The organism is Roseburia sp. AF22-2LB (genome assembly GCF_003461125.1).
Taxonomy (GTDB): Bacteria; Bacillota; Clostridia; order Lachnospirales; family Lachnospiraceae; genus Roseburia_C; species Roseburia_C amylophila.
The window spans coordinates 70,801-91,770 of sequence record NZ_QTWM01000002.1 but is presented as its reverse complement, the minus strand read 5'-3'; the positions used below and the strand labels follow the sequence as shown (position 1 = coordinate 91,770).

Annotated in this window: 21 protein-coding genes and 1 other annotated feature (1 of these 22 only partly in view); of the genes, 15 read left to right on the top strand and 6 right to left on the bottom strand. The window is 39.7% G+C overall.

Annotation, left to right across the window (positions count from 1 at the left end):
- Positions 1-672: 672 nt before the first annotated feature.
- The 3 genes from DWX96_RS03065 (at position 673) to DWX96_RS03055 (ending at position 3,358) form a co-directional block, all read left to right on the top strand.
- A complete protein-coding gene (locus DWX96_RS03065; RefSeq protein ID WP_117840962.1) occupies positions 673-1,488 on the top strand; it encodes a hypothetical protein in 816 nt (271 codons plus the stop codon).
- Positions 1,489-1,628: 140 nt separating this feature from the next.
- Entirely contained in the window at positions 1,629-1,994 is a 366-nt protein-coding gene (locus DWX96_RS03060; RefSeq protein ID WP_117697075.1) for a GntR family transcriptional regulator, read from the top strand.
- Positions 1,995-1,999: 5 nt separating this feature from the next.
- Complete coding sequence (locus tag DWX96_RS03055) at positions 2,000-3,358, top strand: DUF5808 domain-containing protein (RefSeq protein ID WP_158561811.1); 1,359 nt, start codon at positions 2,000-2,002, stop codon at positions 3,356-3,358.
- Positions 3,359-3,510: 152 nt separating this feature from the next.
- Here DWX96_RS03055 and DWX96_RS03050 read toward each other — a convergent pair whose 3' ends face one another.
- Genes DWX96_RS03050 through DWX96_RS03040 form a run of 3 tightly spaced genes read right to left on the bottom strand, consistent with a single transcriptional unit; the run spans position 3,511 to position 5,933 of the window.
- Complete coding sequence (locus tag DWX96_RS03050) at positions 3,511-3,744, bottom strand: hypothetical protein (protein WP_117697081.1); 234 nt, start codon at positions 3,742-3,744, stop codon at positions 3,511-3,513.
- Positions 3,745-3,759: 15 nt separating this feature from the next.
- Positions 3,760-4,950: a sodium/glutamate symporter gene (gltS, locus tag DWX96_RS03045; protein ID WP_118056767.1), complete on the bottom strand. Its 1,191-nt coding sequence runs from the start codon at positions 4,948-4,950 to the stop codon at positions 3,760-3,762.
- 11 nt (positions 4,951-4,961) lie between these two features.
- A complete protein-coding gene (locus DWX96_RS03040; RefSeq protein ID WP_118056766.1) occupies positions 4,962-5,933 on the bottom strand; it encodes a TAXI family TRAP transporter solute-binding subunit in 972 nt (323 codons plus the stop codon).
- A gap of 168 nt (positions 5,934-6,101) precedes the next feature.
- Between DWX96_RS03040 and DWX96_RS03035 the strand changes: the two genes are divergently transcribed.
- From DWX96_RS03035 to DWX96_RS03025, 3 genes are all read left to right on the top strand, one after another.
- The gene (locus DWX96_RS03035; RefSeq protein WP_118056765.1) at positions 6,102-6,359 is read left to right on the top strand and encodes a heavy-metal-associated domain-containing protein; all 258 of its coding nucleotides are present in this window, start codon (positions 6,102-6,104) and stop codon (positions 6,357-6,359) included.
- 90 nt (positions 6,360-6,449) lie between these two features.
- Entirely contained in the window at positions 6,450-7,280 is an 831-nt protein-coding gene (locus DWX96_RS03030; protein ID WP_117946872.1) for an undecaprenyl-diphosphate phosphatase, read from the top strand.
- Positions 7,281-7,381: 101 nt separating this feature from the next.
- Positions 7,382-8,134, top strand: a complete 753-nt coding sequence (locus DWX96_RS03025; RefSeq protein WP_118056764.1) for a DUF6033 family protein — start codon at positions 7,382-7,384, stop codon at positions 8,132-8,134.
- 85 nt (positions 8,135-8,219) lie between these two features.
- Here the strand turns inward: DWX96_RS03025 and DWX96_RS03020 are convergent, their stop codons facing one another.
- The gene (locus DWX96_RS03020) at positions 8,220-9,161 is read right to left on the bottom strand and encodes an AraC family transcriptional regulator (protein ID WP_117840968.1); all 942 of its coding nucleotides are present in this window, start codon (positions 9,159-9,161) and stop codon (positions 8,220-8,222) included.
- Positions 9,162-9,461: 300 nt separating this feature from the next.
- On the opposite strand from DWX96_RS03020, the gene DWX96_RS03015 reads away from it, so the two are divergent.
- Positions 9,462-9,764, top strand: coding sequence for a hypothetical protein (locus DWX96_RS03015; protein WP_117840969.1), 303 nt, complete (start codon positions 9,462-9,464; stop codon positions 9,762-9,764).
- A gap of 78 nt (positions 9,765-9,842) precedes the next feature.
- Positions 9,843-11,540, top strand: a complete 1,698-nt coding sequence (locus DWX96_RS03010; RefSeq protein ID WP_118056763.1) for an alpha-glucosidase — start codon at positions 9,843-9,845, stop codon at positions 11,538-11,540.
- Between the two features lie 29 nt (positions 11,541-11,569).
- Here the strand turns inward: DWX96_RS03010 and DWX96_RS03005 are convergent, their stop codons facing one another.
- Positions 11,570-12,349 carry an ATP-binding protein gene (locus DWX96_RS03005; RefSeq protein ID WP_118056762.1) on the bottom strand — a complete coding sequence of 260 codons (780 nt, stop codon included), beginning with the start codon at positions 12,347-12,349 and terminating at the stop codon, positions 11,570-11,572.
- Between the two features lie 86 nt (positions 12,350-12,435).
- Between DWX96_RS03005 and DWX96_RS03000 the strand changes: the two genes are divergently transcribed.
- The 7 genes from DWX96_RS03000 to DWX96_RS02970 all read left to right on the top strand — a co-directional run bounded on the left by DWX96_RS03000 (position 12,436) and on the right by DWX96_RS02970 (position 18,978).
- Positions 12,436-13,110, top strand: coding sequence for a Crp/Fnr family transcriptional regulator (locus tag DWX96_RS03000; protein ID WP_118056761.1), 675 nt, complete (start codon positions 12,436-12,438; stop codon positions 13,108-13,110).
- Positions 13,111-13,225: 115 nt separating this feature from the next.
- The gene (gene pta, locus DWX96_RS02995) at positions 13,226-14,209 is read left to right on the top strand and encodes a phosphate acetyltransferase (RefSeq protein WP_117697104.1); all 984 of its coding nucleotides are present in this window, start codon (positions 13,226-13,228) and stop codon (positions 14,207-14,209) included.
- A 25-nt stretch (positions 14,210-14,234) separates the two neighbouring features.
- Positions 14,235-14,735, top strand: a complete 501-nt coding sequence (locus tag DWX96_RS02990; RefSeq protein ID WP_022242620.1) for a GreA/GreB family elongation factor — start codon at positions 14,235-14,237, stop codon at positions 14,733-14,735.
- 284 nt (positions 14,736-15,019) lie between these two features.
- Positions 15,020-15,769 carry a DeoR/GlpR family DNA-binding transcription regulator gene (locus tag DWX96_RS02985; RefSeq protein ID WP_118056760.1) on the top strand — a complete coding sequence of 250 codons (750 nt, stop codon included), beginning with the start codon at positions 15,020-15,022 and terminating at the stop codon, positions 15,767-15,769.
- The gene (pfkB, locus tag DWX96_RS02980; protein WP_118056759.1) at positions 15,766-16,680 is read left to right on the top strand and encodes a 1-phosphofructokinase; all 915 of its coding nucleotides are present in this window, start codon (positions 15,766-15,768) and stop codon (positions 16,678-16,680) included. The genes DWX96_RS02985 and pfkB overlap by 4 nt, the downstream gene beginning before the upstream one ends.
- Positions 16,681-16,698: 18 nt before the next feature.
- Positions 16,699-18,609 carry a PTS fructose transporter subunit IIABC gene (locus tag DWX96_RS02975; protein WP_118056758.1) on the top strand — a complete coding sequence of 637 codons (1,911 nt, stop codon included), beginning with the start codon at positions 16,699-16,701 and terminating at the stop codon, positions 18,607-18,609.
- 111 nt (positions 18,610-18,720) lie between these two features.
- Complete coding sequence (locus tag DWX96_RS02970; protein ID WP_117697112.1) at positions 18,721-18,978, top strand: HPr family phosphocarrier protein; 258 nt, start codon at positions 18,721-18,723, stop codon at positions 18,976-18,978.
- Positions 18,979-19,102: 124 nt separating this feature from the next.
- Here the strand turns inward: DWX96_RS02970 and DWX96_RS02965 are convergent, their stop codons facing one another.
- Positions 19,103-20,527 carry a hypothetical protein gene (locus DWX96_RS02965; protein ID WP_118056757.1) on the bottom strand — a complete coding sequence of 475 codons (1,425 nt, stop codon included), beginning with the start codon at positions 20,525-20,527 and terminating at the stop codon, positions 19,103-19,105.
- A 183-nt stretch (positions 20,528-20,710) separates the two neighbouring features.
- Positions 20,711-20,970 (top strand) — a binding site (T-box leader) (it continues 43 nt past the right edge of the window).

The following is a 20,970-nucleotide window of genomic DNA, read 5'->3' as shown; positions in this document are numbered from 1 at the left end:
TTATTCTTCTGGCAGGATGATAACAGAATATTCTTATTACGAATCCATTCGCTTATTTGTTGAAAAATCTTAAGTTTCTTTATCAAATTCCATTTAATTACAAAATTCAGTTAAGGCATAATATTCAAGTAATTATATTTTGAAAGTAATCATATCATTTAGTTTAATTATATTATTTAGTTTAATCATATTATATGGTCAAATCATATTGTTTGGTTTAATCATATTATATAGTCAAATCATATTGTTTGGTTTAATCATATTATATAGTCAAATCATATTGTTTAGTCTAATCATACTAATTCAGTTCTTTTAAAGTTTCTAGTATGAAAAAATCTCCATTTATATCAAAAAAATCCCTGAAAAATGAAAAAAATCATACTAAACAGTAGAATCTAGTTTTTTAGTATGAAGAAAGCTGAAAAAGTGTTGAAAAAATCATACTAGATATATGCTGCAAGAAAAAGAAGTATGATTATGGCATAAGGCAGACTATCATGCGAAGTATGTGACAATAGGAATCATTGTTTAAATATGAAAATATAAGAGCTATAAAAACTATAAGAGCTGTAAAGAATACAAGAATTGTAAAAGCTATAAGAACTGTGAAGAATACAAGAACTGTAAAGAATATAAGAACTTTAAATCTTATAAAAGAAAGGAATAATGCTTATGAAAAATTGGATACAAAATGAAATAAATGAATTGCAGAAGATACTCAATGATATAAAGCATTTTGAAGAGAAAGCACCAAGTGGTACGCTGAGAATTCATAATAAAAATGGAAAAACGTATTATTACAGGCAGATGAAAGATGAAGAAGGGAAGATGATACAACAATATCTTCCACTAAGAGAAATGAATTTTATTCGTATTCTGGCACAGAAGAGCTATTGCAAAAAGCTTAAGACCAAAGCAGAGAGAAATTTAAAAATACTTCAGCAGGTGGAGGCTGATTATGATATAGGATGGATGAGAGAGATTTATGAGGAGCAGGAATACCAGAGGAAGAAGCTGATCACACCATATCTAAAACCGGAAGAAGTTGTTTTGAAGGAATGGGAAGAGGAAAAATATGAGCAGAATATAGAATATCCGGAGAATTTACGATATGAGACGGAGCATGGGGAACTGGTGCGTTCCAAGTCAGAAGTGCTTATAGCTAATATGCTGCATCAGAAAAAAGACATTCTGCTATATAAGTATGAACGCCCATTAAAGTTAAAAAAGAAAGGAAAAGAGATAGAAATATATCCGGATTTTACAATTTTAAATAAGGAAACCGGGCGGATTCTTTATTGGGAACATGCGGGAATGATGGATAATATATCTTATGTAGGAAATTTTATCCGAAAGCAGAATTTATATATAGAAAATTATCTTATGCCGGGGCGGGATGTTATTTTTACTTATGAATCTTCGGAAAGTCCATTTGATATTTCAGGTGTAAAGAAGATGATACATATGATGATTGATGAAACAGAATAATATGCTGTCAGATTGGATATATGATGTGAATATATTCCTTGCATCTTTGTCTCATTTGTATTATAATTAATAACACAAATGAGACAAAGAAAATTTTAGAAAGAAAATTTAGAAAGGAAGTTTAGAAAGGAAGTTTTCAGATGGTCATATCGATTGATGAGACAGCGGAAGTGCCGATTTACCAGCAGATTCGTAATCAGATTGTACTGGGAATTTCGGATGGCAGGTTAAAGCCAGGTGAGCAGCTTCCAACGGTCCGGGCTTTGGCAGGAGAGATAGGAATCAATTCTATGACAGTAAATAAGGCATATGCATTATTAAAGCAGGAAGGATATATTTATACCGACCGGCGGAATGGCGCTCATGTGCGGAATGAATTTACTGAGACAAAGGAACTGCAGGAGAAATCCAAAATAATATTACAACAGGTGATTTCCGAGGCAAAGATATGTGGCATAACGCAGGAAGAATTTTTAGCATTATGCAGGAATATGTATAAGGGGTGATGAAGATGTTTCTTAATATTATATTTTTTGCAACATTGTATCCGGTATTATTTATTGTATATGTGGTAATGGCGCTGCAAAGCGGACAGAAGAATGGAAGTATTTTTGGTGTAAATATGAAACCGGAATGGTTCGAAGAGGATGAAGTAAAGGCAATTCAGAAGCGGTTTAAAAGAGAAATGAGATGGTATGGGCTGCTGCTTGCGGTAATTCCTTTTAGCAGTCTTTTGACACCGTATTTTTCCATCCAGATGACGATCTGGCTGGTATGGATGTTTGGAGCAATTATATTACTGATGCTGCTATTGGTCTTTGCCAATAGCCGGCTGAAAGAATGGAAGCGGCAAAAGGGATACTATGAGACACAGTCAACAGAGCGATATGTGGAACTAAAGAATGCGGGAGCCATTCGGTGCATACATTTTTTCCAATTCTTTCTTCCGCTTGCCATAGGCATTATAGGCGCAGCTTTAGCGCTGCCGGTTTATAAAATGGTTGGAATATCCTGTCTGATTGGAGCTGCCTGTGGATTCATTTATTTTCTAGTCGCAGTTATTATGGACAGACAGCCGATACAGGTCATCAGTTCAGATAGTGACATTAATATCAATTATAGCAGGGCAAAGAAAAATATCTGGAAAAATTTCTGGCTTTGCTGTATCTGGATGAATACCATATTGATATTATTTCTTCTGGCAATTTCATTCGTAGATAAGAAGGTAGAAAGCATAATGCTTATTGCCATGATAGTGTATGCAGTTCTCCTGCTGGTGATATGCATTCCGGTATTTATCAGACTGGGAAAAGTGGAAAAGGCTTATGCAGGCAAACATGATTTAAGCAATGGAACAGAAGATGATAGAAACTGGATAGGCGGTGTTCTTTATTATAATCCTAATGATCCGCATACGATGGTAGATAAAAAAGTCGGCATTGGAACAACTGTAAATATGGCGTCAAAAGCTGGAAAAGCAACAATGCTATTTACAGCACTGGTATTTCTTACTATTCCAATTTTATGTGCCTGGGTGATTGCAGAAGAGTTTACACCGATTCATCTGGAAATAGAAAATGGCAATCTTTGTGCAGAGCATATCCGCACCGATTATGAGCTTCCGCTGGATACCATAGAAGAGGTGGAAATGGTGACAGAACTTCCGCGCAGGTCTAAGATAAATGGAACAGGAATGGATAATCTTGAGAAAGGAACATTTAAGATTTATGAGCAGGGAGAATGTCAGGAGTTTTTAAATCCGCAGAATAAGAAATTTTTGCATTTTTCGGCAAATGGAAAACAATATTATATGAGCGGAGTGGATGATGCACAGACAGAAGAAATTTATAAGGAAATTCTGAGCAGATAGAAAGAGATTGAAAATAGAAAAATTGAAGAAACAGAAAAATTGAAAGAAACAGAAAAATTGAAAAAATAGGAAAGATTGAAAACGGCCGGCAGGAAAAACACATAAGAAAGGAATGTGTTTTTCCTGCCGGCGGTCTGTATTCAAAAGTGAAATTAGTTTTTCTTTCGTATATGAATTTCCGGAATCGCAACATTATCAAAGCTGACACTGGAAGTCTGTTCATCGGAAGATTCAGATGGAAAGGCAGCAGTGGTATTTTCTGCTGTATCCGGAGTGGAAGATGTCTTGTGCACCTCTGGAATGGCAACATTATCATAAGTCAGATCATAATTTTTCTTTTCACGTTCTTTTCTTGCATTCTTGATTTTATTTTTAAAATGAAACATAAGGTGCTCCTTTATTTACAAAATATTAATAAAAAATGTAATTACAAGGCTGTTGATGAAATCGGCAAACAGACTTCCCACCAGTGGAATCAGAAGGTATGCTTTGACGGATGGAACATAGCGGTCGCAGAGAGCCTGCATATTTGCCATGGCATTTGGTGTGGCACCCATACCGAATCCGCAGGTACCTGCAACAAGGACTGCTGCATCATAATCCCGCCCCATAATATTGAACTCAATAAAGTAAGTAAATACAGCAATCAGAATGACCTGTGAGCTTAATAAAATGATAAGCGGAAGTGCCAGAGAAGCCAGTTCCCATAATTTTAAAGTAATCATAGCCATACCAAGAAATAATGACAGGGAAATACCACCCAGGTCATTAATTTCTCCCATATGGATCGTGGCATTGCCATGGGAGTATTCCACAATATTACGAATCAGTGCGGCTGCTAACATGGCACCAATATAAATTGGAAAAGTCAGTCCTGTTTTTGTCAGAAAATAGGAGAAAATAGTACCAAGTCCAATGGCAAGGATAAGCTGGAAAACAGCGGAAGCATACATGTTGGTATGGCGTTCGTGTTTTTTCTCATCTTCCACTAAGAGGCTGTCATCTTCGGAAGCAACAGTAGAGAGAAGATTTTTCTTTTCTACCAGGCGTTTTCCTAAAGGACCGCCAATCAGGCTTCCTGTAATCAGACCGAAGGTAGCAGCAGCGGTACAGATGGTAGTGGCACCATGGATATTGAAATCCTCCAGTACCGGTCCAAAAGCACCTGCTGTACCATGTCCGCCCACCATTGGAATGGAACCGGTACACATACCGATTAATGGATTTAATCCTAATAGTTTGGATAATCCAACGGCAAGAAAGTTCTGGGTAATAATAAGGGTAATGACCAGTCCTAAAAATACTGCCATGGATTTCCCACCACTTTTTAAGACTTTTAAGTTAGCCTGAAATCCTACGGAAGTAAAGAAGAATACCATACATACTTCCCGCAGGGTATCATCAAAGGAAAATTCTGCAACTCCGGTGCTGTAACAGATACAGGTGAAAATCGCAAAGAGCAGACCGCCGATAACGGGTGCCGGAATACAGAATTTTTCCAGAAAATGTATTTTCTTTCGTAAAAAACTCCCTAGCATGAGTACCAGCACAGCAACAGCTAAGGTCTGGTACATATCTAAATGTATATTCATAGTGTTCCTTTCTAGTTTGGTGTATTGCTTTCGGAAGAAAGCGTAATGCCCTGTTTCTCATAATAGGCAACAGCACCCGGATGGAATGGAATCGGTATGCCATCAGTAGCATAAGTTTCATCTAATTGCAGGTTTAAAGAAGTTGCATACTGTAAATCCTTCGCATGGGAAAAAAGCCATTCCGTCAAGTGCTCTACCGTATCGGAAGAGAGCTTGTCGGAAGCAAGGAGAACCGCTTTGACACCAAGGGTATGGATATCTTCCGTCTGTCCGGTGTAAGTATTGGCAGGAATGGTATATTCACTATAGGATGGATAAGCAGACAGCAATTTATTCCTGCATTTCTCATCAATATCCAAAAGACGGATATCACATTCTTTGGCTAATTCTTCGATTACAGTTGTCTGGATACCGGCAGTACAGAAAAATGCATCGATTTTTCCATTGATAAGCTGGTCAGCAGCATCGGTATAATCGAGGTTTACTGTTTTCACCAGCTCAGTGGTAAGTCCGCTCATGGTCAGAATCTGGTTAGCGTTCTGTTCAGTACCGGAATCCTCCGCACCGATGCTGACGATTTTGCCCTGTAAATCATCCAGCGTCTGAATATTGGAGTCTGCACGGACGACAATCTGACAGGCTTCCGTATAAAGCCCGGCAATAGCGGAATATCCCTGACAAGGCTCTCCCTCAAAAATTCCACTGCCTTCATAGGCGGAGGCAATCAGGTCAGACTGGGCTAATCCAAGTTCGATATATCCACCGGAGAGCAGCCTTAGATTGGCAGCAGAGCCTGCGGTTGTCTTAACTTCAAACTGATAGGTATCATCCTCCGAGGAGGCAAGCCCGGTAAAGGTATTGGCAAAGGTATAGTAGATTCCACCTATGTCAGCGGCACCAAAGCGGATGGTTTTCTGATAACCACTGCATCCACTCACAAAAAGCAGCGCAAGACATAGAAGAAGACGGAATGGTTTTTTCATATATAAAATCCTTTCTTTTTAAAATTTAATCCCAGTAAAGTATTTTACAATAATTTTTTCAGAAAAGGAAGAGCGAAAAATTAGTGAGAAAAAATATCGTTAATCCTATATTTTTTTAGAAAAAAAGAGATTATAATGTGATGGAATGAAATGAAGGAGGAAGGATTTATGCAGAAAATAACAGTAAAAGTAGATGGTATGCAGTGTGGAATGTGTGAGGCACATGTAAATGATGCAGTGCGGGCAGCATTTCCGGTAAAGAAAGTAACTTCATCCCACAGTAAAAAAGAGACCGTAATTATTACCGATACCGATATTCCAGAGAAAAAAATCAAAGAAGTGATTAAAAACAGTGGATATGATGCGTTAGAAGTAACAAAAGAACCATATGAGAAGAAGGGATTATTTTCAGCATTCCGCAAGTAAACAGAATATCTTAAGAAAAATAATATATATATTATCGGCATAGTATGTTAAAATGAGGAATCGGAAATAATAGGAAAAGAGGACAACGAAATGTTATTGGATTTTGTAGAAATGCTGAAGGTTATTTTTCTTGGAATTGTAGAAGGAATTACAGAATGGCTTCCAATCAGCAGCACAGGACATATGCTTTTAGTGGATGAATTTATCAGGCTTGATATGACAGATTCATTCAAAGAGATGTTTTTCGTGGTGATACAGTTGGGAGCTATTCTTGCGGTAGTGCTTTTGTTCTGGAAGAAAATGTTCCCGTTTCAGTTTAAAGACAAGACACAGCCGGTCATCCGGAAAGATATTTTTTCTTTATGGTTTAAGGTTGTAGCTGCCTGCATACCGGGAGCTGTGGTAACGCTTTTGTTTGATGATTATGTGGATGCACATTTTCATACACCGCTTGTGATTGCTGCTGCATTGATTTTCTATGGTTTTGCGTTTATTCTGATTGAAAACTGGAATAAAAAGCGGAAAGTAAGGGTGGAAAGCTTAAATGATATTACTTATCAGACAGCATTTTTTATCGGACTTTTTCAGGTACTTGCAATTATTCCGGGAACCTCCCGTTCCGGTGCAACCATTATCGGAGCACTTTTAATCGGAGTATCCCGTGTGGCTGCAGCAGAGTTTACATTTTTCCTGGCTGTGCCGGTTATGTTTGGCTGGAGCCTGATCAAACTTATTAAGTTCGGCTTTGCGTTTTCTGCTCAGGAACTTTGTGTCTTAGGCTTAGGTTGCGTGGTAGCATTTGCGGTATCTGTAGTAGTCATTCGTTTTCTGATGGGCTATATCAAAAAACACGATTTTAAAGTATTTGGCTGGTACCGGATTATTCTTGGAGCCATTGTTTTAGGCTATTTTGCACTATAGGAACCGCTTAAGAAAATGAGAGATTCTTCCGATATAAAGAATGGAACAGATTGTTTTAAGCAAAAGGATTTGCTTATAGATATTTTCAAGGAGGAATTTTTATGAACACAAACGCAGTAAATCAGGTGGCAGAAAACGTTTCTGGTTATACGGAATCGGAAAAGAGCAGCAAAGTCTCCGGAAAAACCATTGGAGAGCCAAAGCTTTCGGATAAGGCGAAAGAGTATTATGAGAAGCTGAAAAAGAAATTTAGCACGATGGATTTCATTCTGGTATCCAAGGATATGAAAGAGACAGCAAAAGCCAATGCAGGACAGTATGCCAATGCCAACAAAATGGTGGTCCTGATTGATGAAGAGAAGATTGAGCGGATGGCAGAAGATGAGTCTTACCGGAAACAGTACGAGGGAATCATAGCCAATGCATCCAGTCAGCTTGCAACCATGCAGAGTCGGTTTGCTAATGGACAGAGTGGTGTGAAGGCATATGGCATTCAGGTAAATGATGGCGGCAATGCATCATTTTTTGCAGTTGTAGATAAGTCTTTATCTCTTCAGAAGAAACGTATCGAAAAGAAACAGGAAGAAAACCGTGCAGAACGTAAGAAAGCTCAGAAGGAAGCTTATGAGAAACGAATGAATAAGGAGGATGAAGATACATCTTCCGTTAAGAAATCGGACAGGACTGACAGCACGGATAAAACTGGTAAGAGTGAAGAGCTTGTAACGGTTACTGCTGGTTCGTTGGAAGAACTGGAAAAGAAAATCCAGGATATGTTATATGACAGCATGAGCGATTATGTATTTACACCACAGGAAAAACAGGTTGGCTGGAATGTAGATTTTCGTGGATAATTAATAAAAGGCAGGATACAATATGGAAAAGAACCCCTATATATTGCACTCCGGGCAGACCTGACTTTCTTAATCCACTGGGAAATCAAAGTGGAGAAAAAGGACTGCCTGGAGTAGAGGTACGATTCGTATGCTGACGTTCCGGAAGGGAATGGATAAACTGGCGTGGTGTCATGCCATAGCGTTTTTTAAATTCCCGGTAGAAGTAGGAAAGGCTGCTGAAACCGGCAGTCATGGCGGCATCTGTAATGGAAAGCTCCTGCTGTTCTAAGAGGTCGGCAGCCTTTTGCAGGCGCAGGCTCTTGATATAATCTAAGCATGACATTCCGACATATTTCTTAAAAAAGCGCATGAAATGGTATTCGCTGAAATAGCAGGAGGATGCCAGGCTTTCAATAGAAATATTTTCGGTATAATGTAATCCGATATATTCTAAGACACCCTTAATCTTCTGGGTATGTTCGCTTTGAAGCTGTGGCTGCTCAGAACTTTTGCTGCAGTACGGAAGTAGAAGGGTAAGAAGCTTTAACAGCAGGGATTTTAACATTAGTTCATATCCCGGCTGGGCAGCGGAATAACAGCTGCTGATTTCATAGAACAATGCGAGGGCATCCGGGTAGACCGGGTGCTCTTTTACTATATGAAAAGGGGGAATCAGCTGCTGCTTGGCAAGGGGCATCAGATATCGCATGGCACAGATATCTGCAGAGGATGCACCAAGGAAATCAAGGTGAAAGACATATGTTTCCGAATGCATATGCCCGGCAGGTAATATGGCAATGGAATGCAGAGCCAGAGGAGGAATGAAAACGAAATCTCCAGGCATAGCCTGAAAGCTTTCAAGGTCAACCTGATACGTACAGACACCGCTGGTAATCAGGGTAAATTCAGCCTCTTCATGCCAGTGTGGCGTAACAATGGGATACCGTTCCTGCAACGTAGTAAGATATTTCTTTAATGGAAAAATTCGTTCGCCATGAACGGCCTTTTCTTTTTGTTCCAGAGGGAGTTGTTTTTTATCTTTCATGGGAATCTCCTTTTAATGTTGCTTATTTAAACAGCATTTATCCTGATTTTTTATACAAACAAAATGAAAGAAATGGAATTTTGGATGCAGACGATGGAAGGTAGGTCTGATGCAAAACAGTGCATTTCTAAAATACATTTTTTCTTTCTATGATAAAAACAGTCTTTCCAATGTTTGACAAGATATCTGTACCGTTCGCCGAAGTATGGATGCATGATAAGGATTGTTAGGCGCACTTAGAATTTCATACAGCAATAGCCAACGCTGGCACAGGGACGTGCCGGCGAGGCGCATATGAACATGGATGTGAATTTGCGCCGGTTGGCAGATAAAATAATATTAATACTGAAATTCTTAGTGCGCCTTACTATCTTTATGCAGCATCCACACTCGACAGACGGTGCAGATATCCTCGTCAAAGCAAGCGGAAAGACAGTTTATAATCAAGAAAAAATGTATCTAAGAAATGCTGCTATTTTGTATCCTATAACCTACCTTCCACCGTCTGCATCTGAAATCCATAATCATATCGTTTATTTTGTTTTACATAAAAGAGCAGGATTGTGCAATAAAAACGCAAATATCACGGAAGAAACTTCCTAAAACTTCGTATATAATAACAGTATCATACAAAGAACGAAGTGTAAATACAGGAATAATGGAAATATGGAGGATGAGAACATGAAGAAAAAATGGTGGCATGACAAGGTGGCATATCAGATTTATCCAAAGAGCTTTCAGGACAGCAACGGAGATGGAATCGGTGATTTGAGAGGAATCATATCCAGACTGGATTATTTAAAGGAACTGGGTATCGATATCGTATGGCTTTCACCGATTTATAAATCCCCATTTGTAGACCAGGGATATGATATTTCAGATTATTATAATATTGCTGAAGAATTCGGAACCATGGAAGAGTTTGATGAGCTGCTTGCGGAAGCAAAGAAACGTGATATGTATATCGTAATGGATCTGGTGGTAAATCATTGCTCCGACCAGCATGAGTGGTTCCGGAAAGCACTGGCAGACCCGGATGGAGAGTATGCAGATTATTTCTATTTTGTGAAAGGAAAAGATGGCAAGGCTCCAAGTAATTACCGTTCCTATTTTGGCGGAAGTACCTGGGAGAAGGTGCCAAACAGTGATAAATACTATCTTCATATGTTCGCCAAAGAGCAGCCGGATTTAAACTGGGAGAATCCGGTAGTACGTCAGAAAATCTATGAAATGGTGAACTGGTGGTTAGACAAAGGCGTGGCAGGATTCCGTATAGATGCAATTATCAATATCAAGAAAGATATTAACTTCCCGTCCTTTGAGCCGGATGGACCGGACGGACTTGTAACCTGCATCAGGATGGTAGAAGAGGTAAATGGAGTAGGAGATTTTCTCGAAGAATTAAAACATGAGACTTTTGAAAAGTATGATGCCTTTACAGTAGGAGAAGTCTTTAATATGAAGGAAGATGAACTCTTGGAATTTATCGGAGAGGATGGACATTTCTCTACGATGTTTGATTTCAGCGCCCATGTGCTTACTTTTGGTGAGCATGGCTGGTACGACCAGAAACCATTACGTTTTGAGGAATGGCGGAAAGTAATTTTCGATTCCCAGCAGGAATTACAGGGAAAATGCTTTAAGGCAAACATTATTGAAAATCATGATGAACCAAGAGGAGCAACTCATTATCTGCCGGAGCATGCCAGAAATGATGCAGGAAAGAAGATGCTTGGAACCGTATCCGTTCTTTTGCGTGGAATTCCATTTATCTATCAGGGACAGGAAATCGGGATGACCAACTGCAAACGAAATGATATTTCAGAATATGATGACATCAGCACCATCGACCAGTATCAGGAGGCGTTGCGTGCAGGACTCAGTGAAGAAGAAGCACTGAAATGCTGTTATGAGAACAGCCGTGATAATGCCAGAACACCAATGCAGTGGTCCGATGGAAAAAATGGCGGATTTACCGATGGAACTCCATGGCTTGCCATGAATCCGAATTACATGGAAATCAATGTAGCAGCCCAGGAACATAAGGCAGATTCTGTATTGGCTTATTATAGGAAATTAATTGCACTGCGTAAGGCAAAAGAATACAAAGATACTTTCACTTATGGTATTTTTAAACCAAAGTATGAAAATGCAGATGACATATTTGCTTTTGAACGGGTAAATGAAGAAAGCGGTCAGAAGCTTTTGATTCTTGCAAACTTTGGAACAGAAGAGCATACCATCACATTAGAGAAAAGAATTGCCAAGGTATTGTTAACCAATGAAGGCCGCCAGGAAGCAATCAATGCTGAGGCAGCCTTAAATGGAACAATTACATTAGACAGCTGTGAAACCGTTGTCTTAGAATTAGAAAAGTAAGATTTGTGGAAGCAATTTAATCTGGAAATTTATTCCATAATCTTGCCATCAACAGAGATGGTAACAACCTGCCATGGAATCATTTTCCCGCTTTGCTTTAAGGCATTCTGGACAGCCATTACAATGCCGCCGCAGCACGGAACCTCCATGCGCACAATACTGATATCTCTGATATTGTTATTACGGATAATTTCAGTAAGCTTTTCACTGTAATCCACATCATCCAGTTTGGGACATCCAATCAGGGTGATGTGGTTTTTTATGAATTTTTCATGGAAATTGCCATAGGCAAAAGCTGTACAGTCTGCAACAATCAGCAGTCTTGCATTGTCAAAATACGGAGCATTTGTAGGTGCTAATTTAATCTGAACCGGCCACTGGGTAAGCTGGCTTTCCGGTGCGTTTCCTGCTGTGACTGCGTTGGATGCAGTACCGGATGCGGTATTAGAGCCTGCAGAAGTATTTTCCGTGTTTTTACGCTGCATGGAGCGCATCCGGCTGCCCGGACATCCGCTGAAAACCGGAGCTGCGTGATTGGCTGAAACTGCAGGTTTTACCGAAGCCGCTTCACGGTTCTTTAAGTGCTCTTTTACAGCGGCTTCGTCATAAGCTGCGGCTTCCCTCTGTACAAAGGTAATAGCACCGGTAGGACATGCCGGAAGACAGTCACCTAACCCATCGCAGTAATCCTCTCTTAAAAGCTGGGCTTTTCCATCGACCATGCCGATGGCACCTTCGTGGCAGGCGGATGCACATAAACCGCATCCATTGCATTTTTCTTTATCAATATGAATTATTTTACGAATCATTTTAGATTCCTCCTCGTTGATTTTGTATGGTCAGTATACTATAATAGCAATAAATAATCGGTTGGAAAAACAACGGAGGTTATAAAATGAAAAAATTTCCTGCAGAAATGAAAAATTCACCTTTTTTTGAAGGAATTGAGGAAACAGAAGAGGAGAAAGTCTTAAAGGGATTAGATGCCCATGAGATGACTTATGATAAAGAAAATTATATTCTGCACTGCGGAGAGCAGGTAAAAGAAATGGGGCTGCTGGTTTCTGGCGGACTTTTGATTGTGCAGGAGGATTTCTGGGGAAACCGGAATCTGGTTGCAAAGATAGGTCCAGGGGATGTTTTTGCAGAGACCTTTGCCTGTATGCAGAGGCGGAATATTAATGTAAATGTGATTGCAGAAGAGGCGGCAGATGTGCTGTGGCTGAACGTTCAGAATATATTGGATGCAGATGGAGAAACGGAAGGCTGGAAGCTGGTTCTGCTTCGGAATTTATTAGAGAATATGGCAGAAAAGAATCTTCGCTTTAATGAAAAATTAACCCATATGGGAAAACGCAATACCAGGGAAAAGTTATTGTCCTATCTGTCAGCAGAGGCACAGAAGCATGGAACATCAGAGTTTGATATTCCATTTTCCAGACAGCAGTTAGCAGATTATCTTTCTGTGGAACGGAGTGCGATGTCAACGGAGCTTGGAAAATTAAGAGATGAGGGACGGCTTTCTTTCCGGAAGAATCATTTTTGCCTGAACAGAGATGCATATTTGTAATAGAAGAAAATGCACTCTTGAGAAATTGTACTGAATTCAAAACTTGATTTTTATTTAAAAGAGGGTACAATAATATGCAGTTAAAATAATACATAGAAAAAGAGGAGAGAAAGATATGTTTGGTTTTGGTCAACTGATTGATATTTTAAAGAAAAGCCCAAAGAAAATTGTGTTTACAGAGGGAAATGACCCAAGAATTTTAGAGGCAGCATCCCGCCTGCTGGCAAGTAATTTCTTAAGCCCGATTCTGGTTGGAAATGAGGCTGAGATTCAGAAAGCAGCAGAGGAGAGCGGATTTAATATTCGTGGAGCCAAAATTATCGATCCATTACATTTTGAAAAATTTGATGAAATGGTTACCATGTTCTGTGATTTAAGAAAGAGCAAAGGCGTAACACCGGAGCAGGCAAAAGGAATTCTTTCACAGGCTAATTATTTCGGAACCATGTTAGTAAAAATGGGATATGCTGATGCACTGTTAGGTGGAGCAACCTATTCTACAGCAGATACTGTTCGTCCAGCATTACAGTTAATTAAGACAAAACCGGGTAACAGCATTGTATCATCCTGCTTTATTCTGGTACGTCCTTCTGCAACCGGCGAGAATGAAGTACTGGCAATGGCTGACTGTGCAATCAACATTCATCCGACAGAAGATGAACTGGTTGAAATTGCCGGAGAAGCAGCAGAGTGTGCAAAGATATTCGGTGTAGATCCAAAGGTGGCATTCTTAAGCTATTCTACATTAGGCTCCGGAAAGGGCGAGGATGTAGATAAGATGCGTAATGCTGCAAACAAGACAAGAGAAAAATATCCGGAGCTTCCAATCGAGGGAGAGCTTCAGTTTGATGCAGCCGTATCTCCAAGAGTTGCACGTACCAAATGTCCGGAATCCAAAGTGGCAGGACATGCAAATACATTTATTTTCCCGGATATCAATGCAGGAAATATTGGATATAAGATTGCGCAGCGTCTTGGTAACTTTGATGCATATGGTCCGATTCTTCTTGGATTAAATGCACCAATCAATGACTTATCCCGTGGATGTAATGCATCAGAAGTATATTCCATGGCAATTATTACAGCTGCATTAGCGTAAGCTGTTAGAATGAAAAGGTGACGGTATGCATAACGAATTAACACAAAGTGATATCAAGAAGATGGAAGAAGAAATTGAATATCGGAAATTAGTGGTACGAAAGAATGCAATCCGTGCTGTACAGGAAGCAAGAGAACAGGGTGACTTAAGTGAAAACTTCGAGTATTATGCTGCCAAGAAAGATAAGAATAAAAACGAAAGCAGAATTCGTTATTTAGAGCGCATGATTCGTACTGCAGTCGTGGTGTCAGATGACTCTAAGGAAGACGAGGCAGGTATCAATAATACGGTGACGGTTTATATTGAAGAAGATGACATGGAAGAATCCTTCAAATTGGTGACTACCATGCGTGGAAATTCGCTGAAAGGATTAATCAGTATTGAATCTCCTATGGGGAAAGCAGTGCTTGGTCATAAGGTAGGAGACCGTGTCAGTGTGAAGGTAAATGACGATTACAGTTATGATGTTATAATCCGTAAAATTGAAAATACCGGAGAAGAGAACGAGAAAATCCGAAGCTTCTAAAAGATAATAAGAATTAAAACCGCAAAACGGTTTAAAAAGGCGAGAAGAGGTCTGTAAAAGGTGATGCTTTTGCAGGCTTCTTTTTTACGTTACAGGAAATTGCTTTCCTGTAACGTAAAAAACGCTCCGCGAGGATGTACCAAGGTGTATCCTGTTTTGTATATTTTGCACAAATTGTGAAATGGATTTTTGTGAATGAAAATGACGGAATATGATTGACTATGACGGATTTTGAACGTATAATAAAACCATAGAAGGAAGAAAATAGGAATGGGAGGGATGATATGCTGACAGAGGAAAGATACGGAAAAATCCTTTCCCTGCTGGAAGAACAGGGCAGTGTTAAAGTAACTGAGCTGATGCAGCTTTTCGATGCTTCCGAGTCAACAGTACGAAGAGATTTGAATACTTTAGACGAAAATGGAAAGCTTTTGAAGGTTCATGGCGGTGCAATTTTAAGAGGAACAGTTTTTCATACACAGGATGATGATGTGCCACTTCGAAGAAACATGCATCGTGATGAGAAGGCAGTCATAGCGAAGTATGCAGCATCCTTAATTACAGCAGATGATTTTATTTATCTGGATGCAGGAACTACAACAGACTGCATGATTGATTTTATGGATGTGAAGCCATCTTGTGTGGTAACCAACGCAGTAGCCCATGCAAAACGGCTCTCTGAACTGGGATGTGAGGTTTATATCATCGGCGGAGAGTTCAAGGCATCCACAGAAGCTGTGGTAGGTGCTGAGGCAGTGGAGTCCTTGGATAAATATAACTTTACAAAAGGTTTCTTCGGAACCAATGGAATTAATGTAGAAAAAGGATATACCACACCGGATGTGAAAGAGGCTATGGTAAAGAAGAAAGCAATGGCAAATTGCAGACAGTGTTATATCCTGGGAGATAAGAGTAAATTTGCACAGATATCCAGTGTGACATTTGCACCATTTGCTTCAGCAGATGTGATTACAACAGGTCTTACCTTGGAGTCTTATCGGAAGTATAAAAATATAAAGGAGGTGGAAGAATGATTTATACCGTAACTTTTAATCCGTCACTGGATTATGTGGTGGATGTAAAAACCTTCAAAACCGGTCAGGTAAATCGGACGGAACAGGAGAAAATGTTCCCGGGAGGAAAGGGAATCAACGTATCCATCGTACTGAATCATCTGGGATTAAAGAGTACCGCATGGGGCTTTTTAGCTGGCTTTACCGGAGAAGAAATTAGCAAGCGTCTGGATGAAGAAGGTGTAAATACCGATTTCATTCAGGTAGAGGAAGGAATATCCAGAATTAATGTGAAGCTTCGGTCCACAGAAGAAACAGAAATCAATGGCCAGGGGCCGATGATCCGCAGCACAGATATCGGGAAGCTTTATGCTAAATTAGATACCTTAAAAACCGGAGATGTGCTGGTACTGGCAGGAAGTATACCGGATATTATGCCGCAGTCCATATATATGGATATCATGAAATACCTGGAAGGAAAGGATGTCATGATTGCTGTAGATGCAACCAGAGAACTTCTGGCAAATGTACTTCCGCTTCATCCATTCCTGATTAAACCGAATAATCATGAATTAGGACAGTTATTTGGTGTGACAATCAGCAGCAAAGAGGATGTAAAGAAATACGCAGCGAAGCTGCAGGAGCAGGGTGCAAGAAATGTACTTGTTTCCATGGCAGGTGACGGGGCTGTGCTTTTGACAGAAGAGGGAAAAGCTTTTGAGAGCGAAGCTCCGAAGGGTAAAGTAAAGAATTCCGTAGGAGCAGGAGACTCCATGGTGGCAGGTTTCCTGGCAGGATATTTAAAGAATAAGGATTATGCGCAGGCGTTTAAGATGGGAGTCTGTACCGGAAGCGCCAGTGCATTTTCAGAAGAACTTGCAACGAAAGAAGAAGTAGAACAATTATTAAAGAATCATGCATTTTCATTTTAAGAAAAAGGAGGAAGGTATATGAGAATCAGAGATTTGCTGGCACCGGAAAGCATTCAGTTGAATGGTTCAGCAACCGGAAAGGAAGATGTATTAAACCAGATGGTTTCCCTGATGGTAAAGAGTGGAAAAATAGCAGATGAAGAGACTTACCGGAAAGGAGTCTTTGCAAGAGAGGAAGAGAGTACCACAGGAATTGGAGAGGGCATTGCAATTCCTCATTGCAAATCAGCAGCCGTAAAGAAACCGGGATTAAGTGCAATGGTATTAAAGAATGGGGTAGATTTTGATGCCTTAGATGGAGAGAAGGTTCATTTAATCTTCTTAATTGCAGCACCGGATACAGAAGATAATGTACATCTTGACGTATTAAGCCGTCTGTCTGTTCTTCTGATGGATGAGAATTTCACCAACGGATTAAAACAGGCTACTTCGGTTGAAGAATTCTTAAAAGTCATTGATGAAGCAGAGTCTGAGAAGGAAGAAAAGGAAGAACAGAAGGAAACAGAAATAAAGGAACCGGAAGAAAATCAGAAAAAGATTCTTGCAGTAACCGGATGTCCGACTGGAATTGCCCATACATACATGGCAGCAGAAAGTCTGGAAAAGAAGGCAGCAGAATTAGGTTGCTTTATTAAGGTGGAAACAAGAGGCTCCGGCGGAGCAAAAAATGTGCTTACTGCAAAAGAAATTGAAGAGGCAGATTGTATTATTGTAGCAGCCGATACCAAAGTCCCGATGGATCGTTTTGCCGGAAAACCGGTTATCATCTGTCAGGTTTCCGATGGAATCAGTAAAGCAGATAAATTAATACAGCGCGCTATGGCAAAGGATGCACCAATTTATAAAGGCAGCGGCGAAGCATCAGAAAGTGAAAGCATGGGCGGAGAAAGTTTTGGACACAAAGTTTACAAGCATCTGATGAATGGTGTTTCCCATATGCTTCCGTTTGTTGTCGGTGGTGGTATTATGATTGCCATTGCATTTTTAATCGACAGCTTTGGTGTAGACCTTGCATCACTTCCTACGGATGAGCGTGCTAATTTTGGTACAATTCTTCCGGCAGCAGCATTCTTTAAGTCCATTGGAGGACTGGCATTTGGCTTTATGCTTCCTGTACTGGCTGGCTATATTGCCATGAGTATTGCAGACCGTCCGGGACTGGTAGTAGGTTTCGTTGGAGGAGCAATTGCAGCAAATGGAAAATCAGGTTTCCTTGGAGCCTTAGTAGCCGGATTTGCCGCAGGTCTTATCATCCAGTTATTAAAGAAAATCTTTGACAAACTGCCAAAAGGCCTGGATGGATTGAAACCGGTTCTACTGTATCCGCTGCTTGGTGTATTGTTAATAGGTGCATTGATGACCTTTATCATCGAACCACCGGTCGGAGCTTTGAATATTGCAATTAATACAGGACTGGCACATATGAATGGTGTAAGCTCGGTATTACTGGGAGCATTGGTAGCTGGAATGATGGCTGTGGATATGGGTGGTCCTTTAAATAAGGCAGCATATGTATTTGGAACTGCATCCATTGCCGCTGGAAACTATAATATTATGGCAGCCGTTATGATTGGAGGTATGGTACCACCAATTGCCATTGCACTTGGAACCTTATTTTTCAAAAATAAATTTACAGCAGAAGAAAGAAAAGCCGGACCGACAAACTTTATTATGGGATTATCCTTTATTACAGAAGGTGCAATACCGTTTGCAGCAGCGGATCCGCTGCGCGTGATTCCAGCCTGTGTGGTAGGTTCTGCAATTGCAGGAGCAATGTCTATGGCATTTAACTGTACACTGATGGCACCACATGGTGGAATCTTCGTATTCTTAGTAATGGGTAATGCAATCTGGTATCTTTTATCATTGATTGCAGGTTCAGCAGTATCTTGTCTGCTTTTGGGATTGTTAAAAAAGAAGATTGTATGATATAATAAGTGATGTACTCACGAATAGTGAGCATAAGCGAGTCAACATACTTGCAAATTAAAACTATGGTATAAAAAACGGGAAAAAATATAACTTTTTAGGAGGAAGAACATGAAGGAATTTACTTACACAATCACAGATGAGCAGGGAATCCATGCAAGACCGGCAGGATTACTGGTAAAGGAAGCTGCAGGATTTGCAAGTGCAATTACCATTGAAAAGGATGGTAAGAAAGTAGATGCAAAGAGAATCCTTGGCGTTATGGGGCTGGGTGCTAAGAAAGGTGCAGAAATCACACTTCGTGCTGAAGGTGAAGATGAAGATGCAGCAATTGAAAAATTAAGTGCATTCTTACAGGAGAATCTGTAAAGCCAGGAAGAATATTTAAGCTGAAGTGCATTTCGGAAAAGGTGTTCACAGCGATGAAAAGGGACCTGTCACTTATGATAAGTGGCAGGTCCTTTTATGATGATTTGTATTATTTTAAAATTCCTTAGTTATTTGAGATAAATGTTAATTCATCAGAGGAATAGAATGTCTCATAAGAATCATAATCACGTACTTCAAATTTAATAGAAGCATTGGTTACATCATCAATAGATGTAATATCATCATTTGCTTCAATTGACATAAAGGTACCGGTTCCAGGAAGAAGATATCCATATCCGTAATCATCCTGCATAAAGTCATTGATTGAGAAATCATCGGATTCAGCAACACAGGTTTTATCTGTAGTGTTCTCAATATAGAATACAAATACAAGTGTATCATCCCAACCGGTTGTTGTGCCGACATAATATGCATTGATGCCATTAGAGGAATCTAATGCAACTGCACCCGGAACAGAGGAAATAGAGAATGGGGTATAGGAATCGGAAAGATTGATATCCTGTACAACACCATCATCAATCAAAGTATCATAAGTATCAGAATCATAGAAGCTTACCTGAAGTTTAATATTATCAATGCTGTCAAAACCGGTTAAAGTGAAATCATCAGTAGAAATGCTAAGTTCTTCGTTGCTTTTTTTGCCGGCAGCGACGTCACCTGAAATATAACCATACATGGTTACACCATTGATTGCACAATAATCAACATTGATTCCAAGGTCGTTAGAAGTATTGTTTTCAACAGTAACTTTAATTTCCGGAATTACAGAATCATCATAGTAGCTGTATACAATACTGGTAGCTGTAATGGTAACATCATTAGCTGAGTATAATACAACATTATCTAAAGGAACTTCTTTGTCATCGCCATAGCTGTAATCACTGTCATCATAGTCATCACTATCATCTGAATCGGAATCAAAATCAAAGTCATCAAGATCAGATGTGATACCACTGTTGTCAAAAAGTTCTTTTCCAGCATTGCTTAAGGTTTTAGAAACATTGATAACTGCATATACAATAACACCGATAGAAAAGATGGTTGCCAGAATGGAAATGATTAATCCGGCAATTGCTGCACCACGAAGGTCACGGTTCTTACCCATTCCAAGAATGGAAAGAATGATAGCAGCAATACCAAGAATGATTCCGATAATTGGAACAAACCATCCGAAAGGTAAAGCTGCGATACCAAGAATCAGACCAAGGACACCAAAAACACAGGATTTTTTCGGCGCATCACCGTTGATATTGTAGGAAGGTGCTGCATTGTAGCTGTTTCCATTATAGGTGCTTCCATTGTTAAATGCCTGCTGTCCGTAATCTGGCTGATTGTAAGCCGACTGATTATAAGCGTTCTGATTAAAGCTGTTTGGATTATAATCGGTCGGGTTGAATGCCTGCTGCTCAGGAGTCGGCTGACCATAGTTCATCTGAGCATTGTTGTCTGGGTTTGGAGTTCCGGCAGGTTCATTTCCGGAAAAACCATTTGGATTGTCGTTTACATTTTCTCCATTTAAATTATACATAACTTTCTCCTTTTCATATATTACGTGAATGGTTGTACTCTATTAAGGTATCATATTAAAGTCAGCTTGACAATGTTTTTCTTTTTTTGCTTTTTTTGCAGAAAAAAATCAAAACATTTATAAAAATACATTGACATCATCACTTTACAGTGATAAACTATGCTCAATTAATGAACTGAATAAATAAAATCAGTGAGCAAAAGTAGTACGGTAAATGATTTCTTTACAGAGAGCCGGCGTTGGTGGAAGCCGGTAAGATAGTTTATTCGGAATGGATTTGTCAGATGCAAAGTGAACAATAGTAGCGGATGCCGTTTTCCCACGTTACAGGGACGAGGATATCGAAGGAGACTTCTGTATCCAAGAGGTTATGTTTGAATTAGTGGCGGATATTTTCTGATTGAAAATATCCGCTTTTTTAGTTACTTACAGGTAAAAAGCAG

What these genes read in the sequence shown, in the direction of transcription:
- DWX96_RS03055 (WP_158561811.1), top strand. Translation starts at nt 2,000, where the DNA reads ATGTTTCTTAATATTATATTTTTTGCAACATTGTATCCGGTATTATTT.
- gltS (WP_118056767.1), bottom strand. Translation starts at nt 4,950, where the DNA reads ATGAATATACATTTAGATATGTACCAGACCTTAGCTGTTGCTGTGCTG.
- DWX96_RS03020 (WP_117840968.1), bottom strand. Translation starts at nt 9,161, where the DNA reads ATGAAAGATAAAAAACAACTCCCTCTGGAACAAAAAGAAAAGGCCGTT.
- DWX96_RS03050 (WP_117697081.1), bottom strand. Translation starts at nt 3,744, where the DNA reads ATGTTTCATTTTAAAAATAAAATCAAGAATGCAAGAAAAGAACGTGAA.
- pfkB (WP_118056759.1), top strand. Translation starts at nt 15,766, where the DNA reads ATGATTTATACCGTAACTTTTAATCCGTCACTGGATTATGTGGTGGAT.
- DWX96_RS03040 (WP_118056766.1), bottom strand. Translation starts at nt 5,933, where the DNA reads ATGAAAAAACCATTCCGTCTTCTTCTATGTCTTGCGCTGCTTTTTGTG.
- DWX96_RS03005 (WP_118056762.1), bottom strand. Translation starts at nt 12,349, where the DNA reads ATGATTCGTAAAATAATTCATATTGATAAAGAAAAATGCAATGGATGC.
- DWX96_RS03010 (WP_118056763.1), top strand. Translation starts at nt 9,843, where the DNA reads ATGAAGAAAAAATGGTGGCATGACAAGGTGGCATATCAGATTTATCCA.
- DWX96_RS03000 (WP_118056761.1), top strand. Translation starts at nt 12,436, where the DNA reads ATGAAAAAATTTCCTGCAGAAATGAAAAATTCACCTTTTTTTGAAGGA.
- pta (WP_117697104.1), top strand. Translation starts at nt 13,226, where the DNA reads ATGTTTGGTTTTGGTCAACTGATTGATATTTTAAAGAAAAGCCCAAAG.
- DWX96_RS03065 (WP_117840962.1), top strand. Translation starts at nt 673, where the DNA reads ATGAAAAATTGGATACAAAATGAAATAAATGAATTGCAGAAGATACTC.
- DWX96_RS02970 (WP_117697112.1), top strand. Translation starts at nt 18,721, where the DNA reads ATGAAGGAATTTACTTACACAATCACAGATGAGCAGGGAATCCATGCA.
- DWX96_RS03015 (WP_117840969.1), top strand. Translation starts at nt 9,462, where the DNA reads ATGGATGTGAATTTGCGCCGGTTGGCAGATAAAATAATATTAATACTG.
- DWX96_RS03030 (WP_117946872.1), top strand. Translation starts at nt 6,450, where the DNA reads ATGTTATTGGATTTTGTAGAAATGCTGAAGGTTATTTTTCTTGGAATT.
- DWX96_RS02985 (WP_118056760.1), top strand. Translation starts at nt 15,020, where the DNA reads ATGCTGACAGAGGAAAGATACGGAAAAATCCTTTCCCTGCTGGAAGAA.
- DWX96_RS03025 (WP_118056764.1), top strand. Translation starts at nt 7,382, where the DNA reads ATGAACACAAACGCAGTAAATCAGGTGGCAGAAAACGTTTCTGGTTAT.
- DWX96_RS03035 (WP_118056765.1), top strand. Translation starts at nt 6,102, where the DNA reads ATGCAGAAAATAACAGTAAAAGTAGATGGTATGCAGTGTGGAATGTGT.
- DWX96_RS02975 (WP_118056758.1), top strand. Translation starts at nt 16,699, where the DNA reads ATGAGAATCAGAGATTTGCTGGCACCGGAAAGCATTCAGTTGAATGGT.
- DWX96_RS03060 (WP_117697075.1), top strand. Translation starts at nt 1,629, where the DNA reads ATGGTCATATCGATTGATGAGACAGCGGAAGTGCCGATTTACCAGCAG.
- DWX96_RS02990 (WP_022242620.1), top strand. Translation starts at nt 14,235, where the DNA reads ATGCATAACGAATTAACACAAAGTGATATCAAGAAGATGGAAGAAGAA.
- DWX96_RS02965 (WP_118056757.1), bottom strand. Translation starts at nt 20,527, where the DNA reads ATGTATAATTTAAATGGAGAAAATGTAAACGACAATCCAAATGGTTTT.